The sequence below is a fragment of the Shewanella sp. 0m-6 genome (genome assembly GCF_052977325.1).
Genome location: NZ_JBRIMD010000015.1, coordinates 1 through 18,162 on the forward strand (window position 1 = coordinate 1; position 18,162 = coordinate 18,162).

The following is an 18,162-nucleotide window of genomic DNA, read 5'->3' on the forward strand; positions in this document are numbered from 1 at the left end:
TAAAAACACTCGGATTTTGCCATCTTATAAAGATCGGTCAACCGATCAATAAACTGCTAAATGATCGGCATTACCTAAATATTAGAGGCTTTCTTAGTATCAAATCAGTATTACATCAGCATTGATGCATATTACCCGACTGATTTTCTCACGTTGCGGAACATTCTCATCCAAGGGCTATCTTCGCCCCAAGACTCAGGATGCCATGAGTTAGCAACGGTTCTAAATACGCGCTCGGGATGCGGCATCATAATCGTTACTCGACCGTCAGTTGAGCTCAATGCAGTAATCGCATTTGGTGAGCCATTCGGGTTTTGTGGATACTGAGTTGCAATTTGCCCATTACCATCAACATAACGTAGTGCAATCGTACCCGACGCTTCTGCAGCCGCTAACGCTTCAGGCGATGCAAACTCAGCGCGCCCCTCACCATGTGACACAGCGATAGGCATGCGAGAGCCTTCCATACCTTGGAAGAACAAAGATGGACTCTTTTGCACTTCAACTAGGCTAAAGCGGGCTTCAAAACGCTCAGAGCGGTTACGCACAAAGTGTGGCCACAATTCAGTGCCAGGAATGATGTCTTTTAAGTTAGACAGCATCTGACAACCGTTACATACACCGAGTGAGAAACTGTCATTACGTTCAAAGAACTGGCTAAACTGCTCACGAGCACGCTCGTTAAACAGAATTGACTTAGCCCAGCCTTCCCCCGCGCCCAGTACGTCACCGTAAGAGAAACCGCCACACGCCACTAAGCCCTGGAACTCCTCTAAGCTAATGCGGCCGCTTAAGATGTCACTCATGTGAACGTCTGTCGCCTCGAAACCTGCGCGATCAAATGCCGCAGCCATTTCAATATGTGAGTTAACGCCCTGCTCACGCAAAATAGCCATCTTAGACGCTGCGCCTTTTAGGATAAATGGCGCGGCAACGTCTTCACTTGGGTCAAAACTTAAATCAACAGTTAGACCTAAATCGCTAGCGTCTTGCTTAAGCTCGAACTCTTCTTTAGCACACTCTGGGTTGTCACGTAACGCCTGCATGCGATAAGTGGTTTCAGCCCAAATAGTGCGTAGTGAAGTACGGGTTTCAGTTAGTACTTCACGCATCCCATCAAAGATTGCAATGCTGTCGCTATCGTTAAGCTCTGCAACTTTGTGGCAAGGTACGCCAGCCGCAGCAAACTTTTCAGTGATAATCGCAGCGTCTTGACGACGAACTTGAATAACCGCACCTAGCTCTTCGTTAAACAGACGTTCAACGTCAGTACCTGTTAGTGCACTCAAGTCAACATTTAGACCGGTGTGGCCGGCAAATGCCATCTCAACTAAGGTCGTGTAAAGACCGCCATCACTTCTGTCGTGGTACGCAATAATTGATTTATCGGCAATCATTGGCTGAATGGTTTCGAAGAAGCCTTTTAGGGTGGCAGAGTTATCAAGATCTGGCGCGATATCGCCCAGTTCACTGTAAACCTGAGCTAAACAAGAGCCACCTAAGCGATTCTGGCCAAGACCAAGGTCAAGCAGTAACAGGTCTGTTTCGCCTTTATCGGTGCGAAGCTCTGGCGTGACAGTGTTACGCACATCTTGCACCACACCAAATGCGGTGATAACCAGCGACATAGGAGAGGTCACGGTCTTTTGAACGCCGTTATCTTCCCATGCCGTTTTCATCGACATTGAGTCTTTACCCACTGGGATAGTCAAAGACAAATCAGGGCAAAGCTCTTCACCAATGGCTTTTACTGCTTGGTAAAGACCCGCGTCTTCACCTGGATGACCCGCTGGTGACATCCAGTTTGCAGACAGTTTAATGTGCTTAAACGAGCCAATATCAGTACCAGCAATGTTTAAGATTGATTCAGCAACTGCCATACGCGCTGATGCGCCAAAGTCCAGTAGTGCAAGCGGCGTGCGCTCACCCATAGACATCGCTTCACCTGTGTATGAGTCATAGCTTGATGCAGTAACCGCACAATCAGCCACTGGTACCTGCCAAGGGCCAACCATTTGGTCACGATTAACAAGGCCTGTTACCGTTCTATCACCGATAGTGATAAGGAAGGTTTTCTCGGCAATAGTAGGTAAACGCAGTAAACGGTGCGCCGCTTCTTGAACTTCAATCGCGCTTTGATCAAGCGCGGCAGAGTTAGCTTTAGCACTCACCACATCGCGGCTCATTTTAGGCGCTTTGCCTAATAGCACTTCTAGTGGCAAATCGATTGGGTGGTTTTCAAAGTGCTCATCGCTAAGGACAAGTTCTTTTTCTTCCGTCGCTACGCCAACAACTGCAAATGGAGCGCGCTCACGCTGACAAATTGCGCTGAACAGCTCAATGTTTTCAGGCGCAATTGACATCACGTAACGCTCTTGTGACTCGTTACACCAAATTTCTAATGGGCTCATGCCTGGCTCATCAGAGGGCACTTTACGTAGCTCAAACTTACCGCCACGTTCACCATCATTCACAAGCTCTGGGAATGCATTTGATAGGCCGCCCGCGCCCACATCGTGGATAAACTGAATCGGATTGTCATCACCCATCTGCCAGCAGCGGTCGATAACCTCTTGGCAACGGCGTTCCATCTCTGGGTTTTCACGTTGCACAGAAGCAAAGTCTAAGTCTTCACTCGACTGACCTGAAGTCATTGATGACGCCGCGCCGCCGCCCAAACCGATGTTCATCGCAGGGCCGCCAAGCACTACTAGCTTAGCGCCAACGGTGATCTCACCTTTTTGTACATGCTCTTCACGGATATTACCTAAACCACCCGCCAACATAATGGGCTTGTGGTAACCACGAACTTCAACACCGTTGTGGCTGTTAACTTCCTGCTCGTAAGTGCGGAAGTAACCCACTAGGGCTGGGCGACCAAATTCGTTATTAAACGCTGCGCCACCAAGTGGGCCCTCGGTCATAATATCAAGTGCGGTTACGATACGATCTGGCTTACCGTAATCAGCTTCCCATGGCTGAACAAAACCTGGGATCTTAAGGTTTGAAACACTAAAGCCTGTTAAACCGGCCTTTGGCTTAGAGCCTCGACCTGTCGCGCCTTCATCACGAATTTCACCGCCGCTGCCCGTTGCTGCACCAGGGTATGGGCTAATAGCTGTCGGGTGATTGTGGGTTTCAACTTTCATTAAGATGTGCATCGGCTCTGTGTGGTAGCCATAAACACCATCTTGTTTCGGGAAGAAGCGACCGGCTGTTGAGCCTGTCATTACCGCAGCGTTATCTTTATAAGCCGATAATACGTTTTCTGGGGTCTTCTCGAAGGTATTCTTAATCATCTTGAACAAAGACTTTGGCTGCACTTCACCATCGATTGTCCAATCTGCGTTAAAGATTTTATGACGACAATGCTCTGAGTTTGCTTGAGCAAACATCATTAGCTCGATGTCATTTGGGTTACGACCTAGGCGAGTAAAGTTCTCTACTAGATAGTCAATTTCATCATCGGCTAATGCCAAGCCTAGCTTAGTGTTAGCTTGCTCAAGTGCAACTCGACCTTCGCCAAGCACATCAACGCTGGTGAACTTTGCCGGCTCAGTGCGAGCAAACAATACGCTAGCGCTATCAAAATTTGGCAACATTACTTCAACCATACGGTCGTGTAATAGCGCCGTTAACGCTTTAGTTTGTTCGGTAGATAACTCGTCGGCCACAACATAATAGGCAATACCACGCTCTAGGCGCTTAACCTTATTCAGACCACAATTGTGGGCGATATCTGTTGCTTTTGATGACCAAGGAGAGATGGTACCGGGACGGGGGGTGACAAAGTGGAGATAGCCTTCTGGCGTGTGCGCTTCGATAGCGGGGCCGTAGGTTAAGATTTTTTCAAGCTGTTGACTTTCATTTTCATTTAACTGCTCGTTCAAATCAGCTAAATGGATAAACTCGGCATAGATTTGGCGCACTGGCAGTGCTGCCGATTCACAAGCTTGCATCAGCTTCTGTACTCTAAACGCCGAAAGTGCAGGGGCTCCGCGGATGATCTCCATCACGTCTTTTCACCTTATATATTATAATTGCAGGGTCAGATCTGGCGCTATTATAGGGAAATGTTTGTCACAAATCATCAGCAGTCGCTATAGAAAACAGTGTTTCCTGTACAGGAAAAAGCGCCTCGATTTTATTTGCTATTGAATGCGCTGATTTCCAGCAAAAAAACAATTTAGGTTCATACTGGATCTAACAGCAACAGCAAATATGCCATTTTTTTACGGCAACCAAGAATGTGTTATAATCGACGGCTATTTCTTTATATTCCTTATAATTTAAGTTAAGCGCTAACAAAAATAACCCATGAAAAGACTGTTACTTATTCTATGCTGTATCACCTTACTGGCTGCCTGCCAGAAGGTTGTCGTGGAACAAGAAAAGCCAGTCTTTGTCCCTGAACCGACTGAGTTAAATGTGGGTACCATATATGGTCCACAGATCTTCTTTACCTCTGGCCAGGGCGATTCTGGCTACGATTATGAGATGGCAGAGCGCTTTGCTAAGTATCTTAATCTCGAATTAAAGATGCAGCCCTACGCCACGATTAGTGAGCTATACGCTGCGATGCGAAGTGGTGAAATTGATATCATCGCCGCAGGTCTTGGAGATACCCCAGCAAGGCGAGAACAATTTAGAGTTGGACCACCGCTTTATCGTGTTAATCAGGTCTTGGTCTATCGCCAAGGTACGCCTGTGCCAAAAAACATTAATCATCTTGATGGCAAAATCACAGTGACGACTGACTCGTCTTTTGTCGACACCTTAACAGAGCTGCAAAAATCCAATCCCGATTTAGTCTGGAATCAAGAAAAGGACAAAGATTCTGAAGAGCTACTCATGATGATTGCCGCGGGTGATATTCCCTATACGATTGCCGACTCTACCAGTTTCGATATCAACAGACGTTTTATGCCAGAACTGCGTGAAGGATTAATTCTTAAGCGTAAGCAACCTGTGGTTTGGCTATTACCTGCGAACAATAGTGACAAGCTGATGAGCGAACTCCTTGCGTTTTGGCATAAAGAGAAGCGTGACGGTACCTTAGCTCACCTTGACGAAAAATACTTTGCCCATGTTGAGCGCTTTGATTATGTTGATACTCGTGCTTTTATTCGCGCGATTGATAATAAGTTACCCAAATATCAGGCGACCTTTGAAAAACATGCTGGCGATATAGACTGGCGTAAATTGGCCGCGACTGCCTATCAAGAATCGCACTGGAACCCTAATGCTCGCTCACCCACTGGTGTACGTGGTTTAATGATGCTGACCTTGCCGACAGCAAAACAGGTTGGAATTAAAAACCGACTCGACCCATACCAAAGTATTAAAGGGGGGGCGAAATACCTGACTAGCATGCTCGAGCGCCTGCCAGATTCGATTCCTGAAAGCCAAAGGATGTGGTTTGCTCTCGCCTCTTATAATATTGGCCTTGGCCATGTTGAGGATGCCAGAAAGCTTGCTCAGGCTCAGGGGTTAAACCCGAGCGCATGGAGTGATGTAAAAACCATATTGCCACTGCTACAAAAACGTCAGTACTACAAGCAAACCCGCTACGGTTATGCCCGTGGTAATGAGGCGGTGCATTATGTTGATAGCATTCGTCGTTATTACGACACCTTAGTGTGGATTGATAATCAAAATAGCTTACTTGAGCTCAAGAAAAAGCCCCTCCAAACAGCCGAAACTCAAGAGCCTAAGCTTGACGTTTCACAGCCGCAGCAGCCTTGAGCCAATAGACAGCCTTGAGCGTATAAACAGCCTTGAGCGTATAAACAGCCTTGAGCCAATAAACAGCCCTGAGCGTATAAACAGCCTTGAGCCAATAAACAGTCTTTTACAAATTAACAGCCCTGCTCAGTAAAACTCGTCAGCAAAAGTCAGATATCGGCTTAAACTCAATCAAACACTTCATTTAATCAAAGATTAATAACACTCACGTAGACTTTTACACTACAACTTGATAAACCTAAATTAAGATAAGCTACATTGCTTAATCTCTCTCATTTAGGGAGATTAATAATACAATTAAACAGTGAATAAAAGATTAGCCAGCATCAACAACACCCATTTAAGAAATGTCTACCGCATCAATGTAAGTGAGGCAAATATGAGAAAAAGAACAATTAACAATGTTGCAGCGCGTCGTCGTAGTCAATTGAAAACACGCCACCAAAAAGTACTGAATAGACAAAAGCAGTTTTTTGTTTTTATTAAACCCGCAGAAGATGCGTTTTTTAATCCTTAGCATCAGACTGTAAAGCCTGCTGTTTGGCTAGCGCCTTGGCCACTTTGATCTCTTTTCTACGGCGCCTAAAAAAAGCACTGAGCTGCTCGCTACACTCAGTTTCAAGCACGCCTGATGTAACATCAACCTGATGATTAAACGCGCTATGACGCACAATATCGATAACCGTACCAGCAGCGCCGGTTTTTTCATCTTTAGCACCAAAGACCAATCGACCCACTCTTGAATGCACAATAGCCCCAGCGCACATGGCACAGGGTTCTAAAGTTACGTACAGGGTGGTATCGAGTAAACGGTAGTTCTGCATTATCTGCCCGGCTTGGCGCAAACACTGCATTTCGGCATGGGCGCTAGGATCATGCAAACCGATACTAAAGTTAAAGCCAGCACTGACAACGTCACCGTCTTTAACCAGTACCGCGCCGACTGGTACTTCGCCTCTCTCTTCCGCCTTTATTGCCATATCCATCGCCATCTTCATGAAATGAATATCTTGCTGCTCTTGTGACAATTTACGCCCCTAACCTTTATTTAAAACCTATAAATACCGCTAACCTTACTATTTAAAATCTTAGCTTGATTGCATGAGGCGCGATTATATCAAGCTTTAAACCCTTCGAGTTATCTATCGGTAATTTTCATCACACTCTGGTGCTAGAGACTAGGCTCTAATACTAGGATTTAAATACTAGCTCTAGATACTAGCCTCAAAATATCAGCCTCAAAATATCAGCCTCAAAATATTATGGGTGACATCAATCGCACAAATAAGCCACTAGATACTGCCTAGCCACTTTACCTCATCAACTCGCTCGCCAAAAAACATCGCCCCCGCCACAGTATGATGGCCATAGTCATAGAAGTACTTCTGGTAGTCATCATCAATAGCGTAGCAAGTTTGCTTATGTTTATTACAAACATAATCCATTCGGTCTAACAGAGTCACGCGAGGGTATTTGTCTGCAAGCGTAGTAAGAGTGTGGTTGGCTTCTTGAGTAAACAACTTAACCTCTCGGTGCGAGAACTGCTCAAAGTGCTTTTGATTAATCTTTGAGATATCTAAGCTTGAAATATTATTAGCCCCACGATCTTTTACTAAAAGATGGAACAGAAAGTCGGCATAAGTACGCTGACCAAACTCTTCAAATTCATAGATATTTTTTACTAAAATGGGTTTTTTATTATCTTTTATCAAACGCGTCACTAACGTTTCTATCTGCGGCAAATCCTGCGGTTTATACTGTGAGGCCAACATAATCGTATCGGCTAAGCGATAGTTAGGCGAACTAAAAAAGGACTCATCGATATGACCGATTTCAGTGCCAAAGCGAGCTAATTGAAACTGCGCTAAACTCGCTTCACTGCTCGACAGCACGTTAAATAGATCTTTAGAGTGAGAGTTACCAACAATTAATAATCGTTGCCTATCGTCATCAGCGTCAAACCACTGAGTTCTGTCATAGAGGTTCTTATCCACGCCGTAATCTTGGTTACCACTCAATGCGCGTAAATAGTCCCAACTATTTGCCCCCAACTCTCGGTTATCAGGCTGATAAGATTTAACCATTAGATCCAAATAAGCCTCGTTTGACCTATAGAGATGCTTACTATCCGCAATACCTGCCGCAACCACAAACAACGCAGTCAGTACGCCACCGCTGACAAAAATGAATTTGCGGCTAAAGGCCTGCTTATTTCTAAAAGGGATCTCGACAAAACGCCAGCTCAGATACGACAACACAACAACACCCAGACACAGCGATAGCATCAATTCATGAGAGGGTTCGGTAAAGCTGCGGTACTTTACCAATGCAAACACTGGTTGATGCCATAAATAAGCGCTATAGCTTATCAGGCCGACACCAACAAAAAGCTTGTAGCTTAAAAATCGCTGAACCCAAGTCCCTTGTTGAGCAAATACGATAATTAACACTGTAGCAACGGTGGGAACTAAAGCATAAACGCTGGGAAAAGGGAGCCTTGAATCAAAGGTCAATACGGAAAATAAAATCAGCAGTAACCCAAATAGACTCACAAAATTATTAAGCTTTGGCGACATCCACTGGGGGAGCTCCTGCTGCTGATTTAAGAAAAAAGCCGCGAAAACGCCAATTAATAACTCCCAACCTCGGGTCGGTAACAAGTAAAAATTCGCTGTTGGTGCATTGTAAGCAGCCCACTGGGCTAACGATAAACTCAGCAGGAAAATAATCGCCAAAGCCCCAAGAATAACCCGTTTTCCTCTCCCCCATAGGAACATTAGCAGCAGCGGGAAAAAGATATAGTACTGCTCCTCAACCGCCAAACTCCATGTGTGCAGCAAAGGCTTGAGCTCAGCAGCTGTGTCAAAGTAATCACTTTCTAGCCAAAAAAGGATATTAGATGAAAACGTTGCAACGGCAATAATGCTTTGAAAGAAGTCCTTAAGATCCAGCGGCATTAACCAAAGCCAGGCAAAAGGAATACACACTAAGATCACGAAGAAGAGTACCGGTAGGATCCTTCTCGCCCGGCGTTCATAGAAATTAATAATACTAAATTGATTAGATTCAAGTTCAGTTAAAATAATGCTGGTGATCAAGTAACCACTGATCACAAAAAACACGTCTACCCCAACAAAGCCACCACTCAACGCGCTAAAGCCTGCATGAAACAAAATAACGGGGATCACCGCTAACGCTCTTAATCCATCTACTTCAGCTCTATAGCGCATAGGCAAACTCCTTTTAATACATATAAGTCCCTTTATTATTTATATTAGAAGCGTGACTAACTTTAGACAAATAATGCCCAATAAAAAAGCGCGCTCATATTGCTATGTGCGCGCCTTTCTCATCGGTATTAGTCTTAACGTTTTAGGGTTAGGCCTTAGCCTTTATTCCCATTCAATCGTTGCAGGTGGCTTACCAGAAATATCGTAAACCACACGTGAAATACCGTCGACTTCGTTAATGATGCGGTTAGATACACGACCTAGGAAATCATAAGGTAGATGTGCCCAATGCGCCGTCATAAAGTCGATAGTTTCTACCGCACGAAGCGATACAACCCAATCATACTTACGGCCATCGCCCATTACGCCAACTGAACGCACTGGTAAGAACACAGTAAATGCTTGGCTAACTTTGTTATACAGGTCAGCTTTGTGTAGCTCTTCGATGAAAATCGCATCGGCTAAACGTAGCAAGTCACAGTATTCTTTCTTCACTTCGCCTAGTACGCGCACACCAAGACCAGGTCCTGGGAACGGGTGACGATAAAGCATATTGTATGGCAGGCCTAATTCTAGACCAATCTTACGTACTTCATCTTTAAACAGTTCACGCAGTGGCTCAACCAGACCCATTTCCATATCATCTGGCAAACCGCCAACGTTATGGTGAGACTTAATGCAATGCGCTTTACCCGTTGCGCTACCAGCAGACTCAATCACGTCTGGGTAGATAGTGCCTTGAGCAAGCCATTTAGCATTAACGCATTTCTTAGATTCTTCGTCGAAAATCTCAACAAATACACGGCCAATGATCTTACGCTTAGCTTCAGGTTCCGCTTCGCCAGCCATCGCATCTAAGAAGCGGTTTTCAGCGTCAACGTGAATGATGTTTAAACCAAAGTGGTCACCAAACATCTCCATCACTTGCTCAGCTTCGTTAAGACGTAGTAAGCCGTTATCAACAAACACACACGTTAACTTGTCACCAATCGCGCGGTGTAGCAGCATTGCCACCACAGATGAATCAACACCACCTGATAGACCTAGAATAACTTCGTCATCACCGATCTGTGCTTTTAAGCGCTCAATCGCATCTTCAATGATTGAAGCTGGTTTCCAGTTTGCAGCACAAGCACAAATTTCTAGCGCAAAATGTTCAAGCATGCGCTTACCTTGGCGAGTGTGAGTCACTTCAGGGTGGAATTGAACGCCGTAGAACTGCTTGTCTTCATTGGCCATAGCGGCAAACGGACACGTTTCAGTTTTAGCAACAGCAACAAAACCTTCTGGGATAGCAGACACTTTGTCGCCATGGCTCATCCACACGTCAAGTAGTGGCTTGCCCGTTTCGCTTACTGCGTCTTCAATGGCTTTGAAAAGTAAAGACTCAGTTTGCACTTCTACTTGTGCATAACCAAATTCACCTTCGCCAACGCCTTGAATTACTTTACCACCAAGCTGCTCAGACATGGTTTGCATGCCGTAACAGATCCCTAGAACAGGAACGCCAGCGTTAAACACATATTCTGGAGCGCGTGGTGAGTTCTCAGCGGTAACACTTTCTGGGCCACCGGCTAAGATAATGCCGTTTGGAGCAAATTCACGAATTTGCTCTTCAGAAACATCCCAAGCCCAAAGTTCACAATACACACCGATTTCACGAATACGACGGGCGATTAGCTGAGTGTATTGCGATCCAAAATCTAAAATGAGGATCTTATGCTCATGAATGTTGCTCATGGGGTACCTTATCTCTATTTTTTCATTGTTAACTAACCAAGCAGTGAGTGCTCTGCGGACCTTCTACTTGGCTTAATTTAAAGGCGACATCAACTGTCGCCTTTAATATCTAAAATACGAATTAAGAACGAGTGCTATAGTTAGGCGCTTCTTTGCTGATCGTTACATCGTGAACATGAGACTCGCCCATGCCAGCTGCAGTGATCTTCACAAATTCCGCTTTTTCATTTAGTTCTTTAATTGTTGCACAACCCGTTAGGCCCATACATGAACGTAAACCGCCCATGTGCTGGTGAATGATCTCTTTTAACTTACCTTTGTAAGCTACGCGACCTTCAATACCTTCAGGTACCAGCTTGTCTGCTGCGTTATCACTTTGGAAATAACGGTCAGACGAACCTTGAGTTTGTGTCATGGCGCCTAGTGAGCCCATACCGCGGTATGACTTATAAGCACGGCCGTTATATAACTCAGTTTCGCCCGGTGCTTCATCAGTACCAGCGAACATAGAGCCTGCCATGATGCACGATGCGCCCGCTGCTAATGCTTTCGCTAAGTCACCAGAGAAGCGAATACCGCCATCGGCGATAACCGGAATATCAAGGTGCTTAACAGCAGCTGCGGCGTCAGATACTGCAGTAATTTGCGGTACGCCTACACCAGTTACGATACGTGTCGTACAGATTGACCCTGGACCAATACCCACTTTAACCGCGTTAACACCGGCTTCAACCAGTGCAAGTGCACCTTCAGCTGTCGCTACGTTGCCACCAACGATTTGTAAATCTGGATATTTAGCGCGAGTATCACGAATACGTTGTAAAACGCCTTCAGAATGCCCGTGCGATGAGTCAATAAGCAACACATCAACACCTGCTAGTACAAGTGCATCAACACGCTCTTCGTTACCTGGGCCTGCGCCAACAGCAGCACCAACACGCAGGCGACCTAACTCGTCTTTACATGCATTTGGCTTACGCTCTGCTTTTTGGAAGTCTTTTACAGTGATAAGACCTTTAAGCTTGAAGTTGTCGTCAACAACCAACACTTTCTCAACGCGGTGAGAATGCATTAGCTTTTGAACTTCATCAAGTTTAGTCCCTTCTAGTACGGTGACTAGACGATCTTTAGGTGTCATCACTTGATCAACCGTACGTGACCAGTCAGTGATAAAACGTACGTCACGGCCAGTAATAATACCCACTAATTCGTGTGCATCGTTGACGACTGGGTAGCCAGCGAAACCATTTTTCTCAGTTAGCGCCTTAAGCTCGGCTAACGTCGTTGCAGGGGTCACGGTTACAGGCTGCTGAACGATGCCCGCTTCGTAAATTTTTACTTTGCGAACTTCTTCAGCTTGTTGCTCAATCGTCATGTTTTTATGAATAAAACCTAAGCCACCTTCTTGCGCAATCGCAATCGCTAAACGAGCTTCGGTAACGGTATCCATAGCAGCAGACACGATTGGAGTATTCAACTCAATCTTATTCGTCAGGCGTGTTTTTAACACAGCAGTATTTGGGAGGACGGTAGAGTGTGCTGGAACCAGCAACACATCATCAAAAGTTAACGCTTCTTTTTTCAATCTTAACATGCAACATCTCCCCAAGAGAGTAGGAATTAGAGGTGAAATATTGCGGCGAGATTATACCTTGCATATATGGGTTGGTAAATGGAAAATAGACACTAATTCGCATTTGTGTGTAAAAAAATTATGAAAAGCCCAAAAAACGATGTTTATACCGTCTCTCGCCTCAACGGCGAAGTTAGACAACTTTTAGAGGGGCAGCTTGGCCGAATTTGGCTAAATGCTGAAATTTCAAACTTTGCAGCGCCGGGCTCTGGCCACTGGTATTTAACCCTCAAAGATAATTTTTCACAAATTCGCTGCGCCATGTTTAAAGGCCGTAACCAGGCCGTGACCTTTCGCCCAGCGAACGGCCAACAGGTTTTAGTAAAAGGCAATATCAGTGTGTATGAGCCTCGCGGTGACTACCAACTGCTAATTGAATCTATGCTGCCTGCAGGTGATGGCCTGCTCGCCCAGCAATATGAAGCGTTAAAGATGAAGCTTGCCGCCGAGGGCTTATTTGCCAGCGACACTAAACGCCCACTGCCTGAAAACATTCAAAAAATCGGAGTAATCACCTCGCCTACTGGCGCTGCGATTCGCGATATTTTGCATGTTTTAGCGCGCCGAGACTCATCAATTGAAGTCATCATCTACCCCACTCCTGTACAAGGCACTGACGCCGCAAAAAGTATTTGCGATGCCATTAATCTGGCTAATGCCCGCAGCGAGGTAGACGTTTTACTGGTGACTCGCGGTGGTGGCTCACTCGAGGATTTATGGAGCTTTAATGACGAAGGTTTAGCCCACACTATTTATAACAGTGGTCTTCCGGTGGTATCAGCTGTTGGCCATGAAGTGGATATGACCATCAGTGATTATGTGGCCGATCTGCGCGCGCCAACGCCTTCTGCTGGTGCCGAGCTATTATCAAAAGATGCCGACAACAAAGCGCAAAAACTGTTATCACAGCTTTCACGCCTAAAGCAGGCTTGGCAGCATTACCAGTTAAAAAAGCAAAGCCAGCTACAGTCAACCGAGCACCGCCTGCAAAAGCAAGATCCGCAGCGCCGCCTACAGATGTATGAGCAAAGCTTCGATGAAATGCAGTTACGCTTACAGCAAGCGATGCAAACCAAGTTACATGCTTATACCTTAAAGCAGCAGAACTTAAGTAATCGCTTAGCGAATCAGTCACCACAACATCGACTTGACCTTGAAACCCAGCGTTTAAGTTATCTGAGCGCTAAGTTAAATAACGCCATGATTGATAAGTTAAAGATGAGTGAGCAGCGTCTCGCCCATCGAGCGCAGCAGTTAGACACTGTGAGCCCATTAGCCACATTAAGTCGTGGTTACAGCATAACCTTAACCGGTGAAGGTAAAGTGGTGCAATCACCGAGTGATACTTGTGTGGGGGATACGCTAACTACGCGTCTGCGAGATGGTAGTGTGACTTCAACTGTGGTTGAGGTTAGCTAATAACCTTAGGGTTAAGCTCCGCTTGAAGGATAGCGATTCAAACTTCGTTTGAAAATTAACGTGGTGGCGCTTCGCCCACATCCGAGTAAGGAGGACTGTTCGTCCTTATCAAGAACATCATTGTTCAACGGCCAGCTCGCCGTCCTTGGCTCTCGTTCAAAGAGTCAATATTCATGGACTTCGCCCTTGCATCCACCATGACGCCCCGACGGAGTTACATGCATTAGATACGGGCACTCATCTTCGAAAATCGCTATCGCTTCAGAATCGCCATCTGTGGCACTACTAAAGCTACCTCAGCATCCCTGCCTCGCTCACGCGATTTTCTCTATGAGTTCTGCAACTCCGATGGGGAATTGGTGTTTTCTATATTTGATGCCTAATTTGGTACAACCAGAAGTATGTCCAAAGATAAAACTAGATAATAATTACTGGGTAGAGTTAATTACTTCTTTTTATACCAAGTGAATTAGTCACTAAAGACATTGCGCTAGACGACTGCAAGATTTAGGGTAACCTAGCAACAATGGTAATAAAGTAGCTAAAAAGGAATAGGCAAACATGGATGAAATACTGACAAGAATTGCTGCAATACACCAGCAGCACGCACTGAAATGCTACCTCGCAATAAAATCATTGAAGGCTCAATATGATTGGCCAGCTAATGACTGGTTAAAAATAGAAAAGTTAATAGAGCTAGAAGAACCCGCTTTTAATTTAGCCATTATCCAATCCGATTCCATGCCCTTCAAGCCTATAGAGCAAAGACGTCACTGGGTTTTAGCTCATGCTATCTATCCCTACGCCTACTTCACCATGCAAGACTGGTTTAATCAAAGCGATGCTAGTGAAATTTTTACCTATTATTTCGAACAATGTGCACAGCAAAATGAGTATCTCAGCCACAATATTTCAGTACTGATAGCTTTTAAGCAAGCTTGGAGGTTAATCAACACTGAACAACAAAAGCTTCGATTCATTGAGCGCTTCTGTGAGTTCGTTACAGCCACATTTTACGGCAATAACCACCAATCCTATCCAGTAGCAACTGATTACACTAAACCGAAGAATATTGATGTGCAAACAGTACTAACAAGCGCACTAAAACAACCTGGTTTCTGGGGGCATAACCTTATTGCTTTAGCTTCAATACTACGTATTAAGCAAGAAATACCAAACGCTGTTTTAATACGACTGTTAGCCAATCTAGATGAGCAGTGCCACTGGATATTCGAAGACAGTGCAGACAGGCCATTAATCTATAAGAATAATGATAAACAAGCACTTCACCATACTTTTGAAGCTGCCAGCTTTAAGTTATTAACAGGATCACAAAGTAACTTACACCAAATAACGCTGGCAGAATCAAGCTGCTACTTATTTTATCTAGATGGTGTATCTTTAGAACAGAAGTCGCATCTGATAGATATCATCAACCACTTTACTGCTATGTAAAGATAATCGATATCAATCTGCACTGCGCATGTCATCTTCATCTAGTAACTCCATTAGGCCAACTAAGGCGATAAACAGCACGGCGCCTACAGGCCAAATAATCCAAGTCTCGCCCCAGTTCATCGTCCATAAGCTCCACCCTAAGTAGATGGTAATCAATAATGGCCAGTAGAATGCTGCCAGCTTTTCAGCCTTTTGGGTGCGTTTACTTTTCTCCGTTCTTATACCACTGTCTTTCAAAATATTATTGTAGGCTGTATATCTCGCGCTAACAGCTGACAGTAGGTATATGCCTGTTGTGATCATTAACATCATGACAATGAGCATCATTAGCACTATATCGGTGCCATTAAAGAACAAGCTTACCGTCATCAAAGGCACAAAGCTGAATATAAACAGGAATATGGCTACAGATAATCGTCGATTGTATTTGGGTCTGAATTGTTGCAGCTTTTCATTTATCACGCTGTGAACGCCATAGGCTAATTCAAATGGCTCCTTATCAATAACAGCAAAATCAGACTCATATTGATTGGTCTTTATAAAAAAGCTAACCGCTATCGATACCATAATTAAAATACCGATCACGCCCATCGCCGCTGCACCATCTCCCGTCATTCCCAATCGATTGGTTTCCGCCATGGCTAAAACGAAAAATAGCGGCACAACTGAGCACACACAAAGTGCGACACCTTTAGTCACGACCTCTGACTCCTCAACCTTTCTATCCACATACGCAACTGCTTGCTCAAGGGGAATTTGAGTCAGATGATGTGTCTTATCTTGAGTCTCAATAACCTCATTACCATCCTTTAATAGATAGTCAGTTGAGACCTCAAAGATCTCCGCCAGTTTTATAATACGATTTAAGTCTGGGATGCTATTGGCGCTTTCCCACTTAGACACTGACTGCCTTGAGATATTCATCTTTTCGGCTAACTCTTCCTGTGACCAGCCAAACTGCTTCCTTAATCTGATTATTTTATCTGCTAATATCATTGTTCCGTTCCTTCGTCTGTTGTTTAGCCGTAAGCCTATAAAATCAGATAGTTGCACACTACCAAGTTCAGCTAGCATTTTGTCAACCAGCGGTTGCATCTCAGCAATGATCGAGTTGCGTTTGGTTTTTTAGCATCCAAGCTAGCGATTTTAGTGCTAAGTCGCAAGTTATAGGTAGTCTCACATTTTTGGATGTTAATAGCTTATACACCAGTATCAACTCCATTTAATTTAGCTCAACAGATCCTTATTCACCCGTAACCTTGGCCCGAATCCAGTCTCAGTTTGATTGATCCTAGCTGCAAATACCCGATCCCTCCTATAAAGCAACTCCGTAAAACACCAACCTAAAACACCAAATCCTAGATAACAAAAAAGGAACCCTAGGGTTCCTTTTAAAAGTCTTTCGACTATTTCAAACAAGAAAAAGCGTTAATCCTTATTCTTATCGCGAATATGACCCACCATACGCTTACGGCGACGCTCTTGGCTCACGGTTAGCTTCTTGGTGTTCATGCCCTCAAATGGGTTGCCACCTTCCTGGAAACGTAACTGGATTGGCGTACCAACCACTTTTAATGAACGACGAAAGTAGTTCATCATGTAACGCTTGTAAGAGTCTGGAAGCTTCTTAACCTGGTTACCGTGTACAACCACGATTGGTGGGTTGTAACCACCGGCGTGAGCGTATTTGAGCTTAACGCGGCGACCATTCACCAATGGTGGCTGGTGATCGTCTTGTGACATCTGCATGATGCGAGTCAGCATTGACGTACTGACGCGGCGCGTAGCACTGTCATAAGCTTCTTCGATTGATTCAAACAAGTGACCCACACCTGTACCGTGAAGTGCAGAGATAAAGTGAATACGAGCAAAATCGATAAAACCTAAACGGCGATCAAGTTCTTTCTTCACGTGGTCTTTAACATTCTGATCGATTCCGTCCCACTTGTTGACGGCAATCACTAATGCACGACCTGCGTTTAGAATGAAACCTAATAGACCTAAGTCTTGCTCAGCAATACCTTCACGGGCGTCAATAACCAATAACACGACGTTACTGTCTTCAACCGCTTTTAGGGTTTTAATAACTGAGAATTTCTCAACCGTTTCATGTACTTTTGCACGGCGGCGAACACCTGCAGTGTCAATCAATACGTATTCACGACCTTGACGCTCCATAGGAATGTAAATACTGTCACGCGTGGTGCCAGGCTCGTCATAAACAACAACGCGCTCTTCACCCAAGATACGGTTTGTTAGCGTTGATTTACCCACGTTAGGCTTACCGATAATCGCAAGCTTGATTGGCAGGTCTTGCAGACGTTTCTGCTCTGCTTCAGCTTCTTCTTCGGTGTACTCACGCTCTTCTTCGTCATCATCACCGTCTTCTTGCTTAACGATACCCATCGCTTCAGCATAGGGTGCTAACGAGTACTCAATCATGTTGGTTACGCCACGGCCCTGAGCCGCTGCCATCTGGTAAACTTCACCCAGACCCAATGACCAAAACTCAGCACAAGCAGAATCAGCATCGATACCATCTACTTTGTTGGCAACAACAAAGGTGGTTTTTTCACGGCTACGTAAATGTTGAGCAATCGCTAGATCGGCAGCAGTTAAGCCAGCGCGCGCATCGGTCAAAAACAACACCACATCTGCTTCTTCAATCGCAGCAAGAGATTGCTCGGCCATGCGAGTTTCAATCCCTTCTTCAGTGCCATCAATACCGCCAGTATCGACCACGATGAACTCATAACCTGCAAGATGTGCTCGGCCGTATTTACGATCCCGAGTTAGCCCAGGAAAGTCAGCGACAAGCGCATCTCTGGTACGGGTAAGTCGGTTAAAAAGGGTCGACTTACCAACGTTTGGTCGCCCTACAAGGGCCACAACAGGAATCATTTTATTGCCTCTATTACTCTATTTCTAATAACTAAA

The 18,162-nt window shown here is 44.9% G+C and carries 11 protein-coding genes; 4 read left to right on the forward strand and 7 right to left on the reverse strand.

The genetic code is table 11. The features are described from left to right. Window positions 1-131: 131 nt before the first annotated feature. A complete protein-coding gene (gene purL, locus ACVBJC_RS12540) occupies window positions 132-4,013 on the reverse strand; it encodes a phosphoribosylformylglycinamidine synthase (RefSeq protein ID WP_447161203.1) in 3,882 nt (1,293 codons plus the stop codon). A gap of 304 nt (window positions 4,014-4,317) precedes the next feature. Here purL and mltF point away from each other — a divergent pair, with 304 nt between their 5' ends. Together mltF and ACVBJC_RS12550 are read left to right on the forward strand one after the other, a co-directional pair. After that, the gene (gene mltF, locus ACVBJC_RS12545) at window positions 4,318-5,745 is read left to right on the forward strand and encodes a membrane-bound lytic murein transglycosylase MltF (RefSeq protein WP_447161201.1); all 1,428 of its coding nucleotides are present in this window, start codon (window positions 4,318-4,320) and stop codon (window positions 5,743-5,745) included. Window positions 5,746-6,124: 379 nt separating this feature from the next. Then, entirely contained in the window at window positions 6,125-6,262 is a 138-nt protein-coding gene (locus ACVBJC_RS12550) for a hypothetical protein (protein WP_447161200.1), read from the forward strand. Here the strand turns inward: ACVBJC_RS12550 and tadA are convergent. From tadA to guaB, 4 genes are all read right to left on the reverse strand, one after another. After that, on the reverse strand, window positions 6,252-6,773 hold the full coding sequence (gene tadA, locus ACVBJC_RS12555) for a tRNA adenosine(34) deaminase TadA (RefSeq protein ID WP_447161199.1): 522 nt from the start codon (window positions 6,771-6,773) through the stop codon (window positions 6,252-6,254). The two genes, ACVBJC_RS12550 and tadA, sit on opposite strands and share 11 nt — an antisense overlap. Window positions 6,774-7,037: 264 nt before the next feature. Further along, complete coding sequence (locus ACVBJC_RS12560; protein WP_447161198.1) at window positions 7,038-8,975, reverse strand: acyltransferase family protein; 1,938 nt, start codon at window positions 8,973-8,975, stop codon at window positions 7,038-7,040. Between the two features lie 162 nt (window positions 8,976-9,137). Then, window positions 9,138-10,715 carry a glutamine-hydrolyzing GMP synthase gene (guaA, locus tag ACVBJC_RS12565; protein WP_447161197.1) on the reverse strand — a complete coding sequence of 526 codons (1,578 nt, stop codon included), beginning with the start codon at window positions 10,713-10,715 and terminating at the stop codon, window positions 9,138-9,140. A gap of 121 nt (window positions 10,716-10,836) precedes the next feature. Beyond that, a complete protein-coding gene (gene guaB / locus ACVBJC_RS12570; protein ID WP_447161196.1) occupies window positions 10,837-12,309 on the reverse strand; it encodes an IMP dehydrogenase in 1,473 nt (490 codons plus the stop codon). Window positions 12,310-12,429: 120 nt separating this feature from the next. On the opposite strand from guaB, the gene xseA reads away from it, so the two are divergent. Both xseA and ACVBJC_RS12580 read left to right on the forward strand, forming a co-directional pair. Continuing rightward, window positions 12,430-13,767, forward strand: a complete 1,338-nt coding sequence (gene xseA, locus ACVBJC_RS12575; protein ID WP_447161195.1) for an exodeoxyribonuclease VII large subunit — start codon at window positions 12,430-12,432, stop codon at window positions 13,765-13,767. A 561-nt stretch (window positions 13,768-14,328) separates the two neighbouring features. Next, window positions 14,329-15,222, forward strand: a complete 894-nt coding sequence (locus ACVBJC_RS12580) for a hypothetical protein (protein WP_447161194.1) — start codon at window positions 14,329-14,331, stop codon at window positions 15,220-15,222. Window positions 15,223-15,234: 12 nt separating this feature from the next. Here ACVBJC_RS12580 and ACVBJC_RS12585 read toward each other — a convergent pair whose 3' ends face one another. After that, window positions 15,235-16,221: a helix-turn-helix domain-containing protein gene (locus tag ACVBJC_RS12585; protein WP_447161193.1), complete on the reverse strand. Its 987-nt coding sequence runs from the start codon at window positions 16,219-16,221 to the stop codon at window positions 15,235-15,237. 432 nt (window positions 16,222-16,653) lie between these two features. Next, the gene (der, locus tag ACVBJC_RS12590) at window positions 16,654-18,126 is read right to left on the reverse strand and encodes a ribosome biogenesis GTPase Der (RefSeq protein WP_447161192.1); all 1,473 of its coding nucleotides are present in this window, start codon (window positions 18,124-18,126) and stop codon (window positions 16,654-16,656) included. Window positions 18,127-18,162 lie beyond the last annotated feature (36 nt).

Excerpts from the sequence above, each read along its gene's own strand:
- purL (WP_447161203.1), bottom strand. The coding sequence starts at position 4,013 with ATGGAGATCATCCGCGGAGCCCCTGCACTTTCGGCGTTTAGAGTACAG.
- mltF (WP_447161201.1), top strand. The coding sequence starts at position 4,318 with ATGAAAAGACTGTTACTTATTCTATGCTGTATCACCTTACTGGCTGCC.
- der (WP_447161192.1), bottom strand. The coding sequence starts at position 18,126 with ATGATTCCTGTTGTGGCCCTTGTAGGGCGACCAAACGTTGGTAAGTCG.
- ACVBJC_RS12560 (WP_447161198.1), bottom strand. The coding sequence starts at position 8,975 with ATGCGCTATAGAGCTGAAGTAGATGGATTAAGAGCGTTAGCGGTGATC.
- guaB (WP_447161196.1), bottom strand. The coding sequence starts at position 12,309 with ATGTTAAGATTGAAAAAAGAAGCGTTAACTTTTGATGATGTGTTGCTG.
- ACVBJC_RS12550 (WP_447161200.1), top strand. The coding sequence starts at position 6,125 with ATGAGAAAAAGAACAATTAACAATGTTGCAGCGCGTCGTCGTAGTCAA.
- guaA (WP_447161197.1), bottom strand. The coding sequence starts at position 10,715 with ATGAGCAACATTCATGAGCATAAGATCCTCATTTTAGATTTTGGATCG.
- xseA (WP_447161195.1), top strand. The coding sequence starts at position 12,430 with ATGAAAAGCCCAAAAAACGATGTTTATACCGTCTCTCGCCTCAACGGC.
- ACVBJC_RS12580 (WP_447161194.1), top strand. The coding sequence starts at position 14,329 with ATGGATGAAATACTGACAAGAATTGCTGCAATACACCAGCAGCACGCA.
- ACVBJC_RS12585 (WP_447161193.1), bottom strand. The coding sequence starts at position 16,221 with ATGATATTAGCAGATAAAATAATCAGATTAAGGAAGCAGTTTGGCTGG.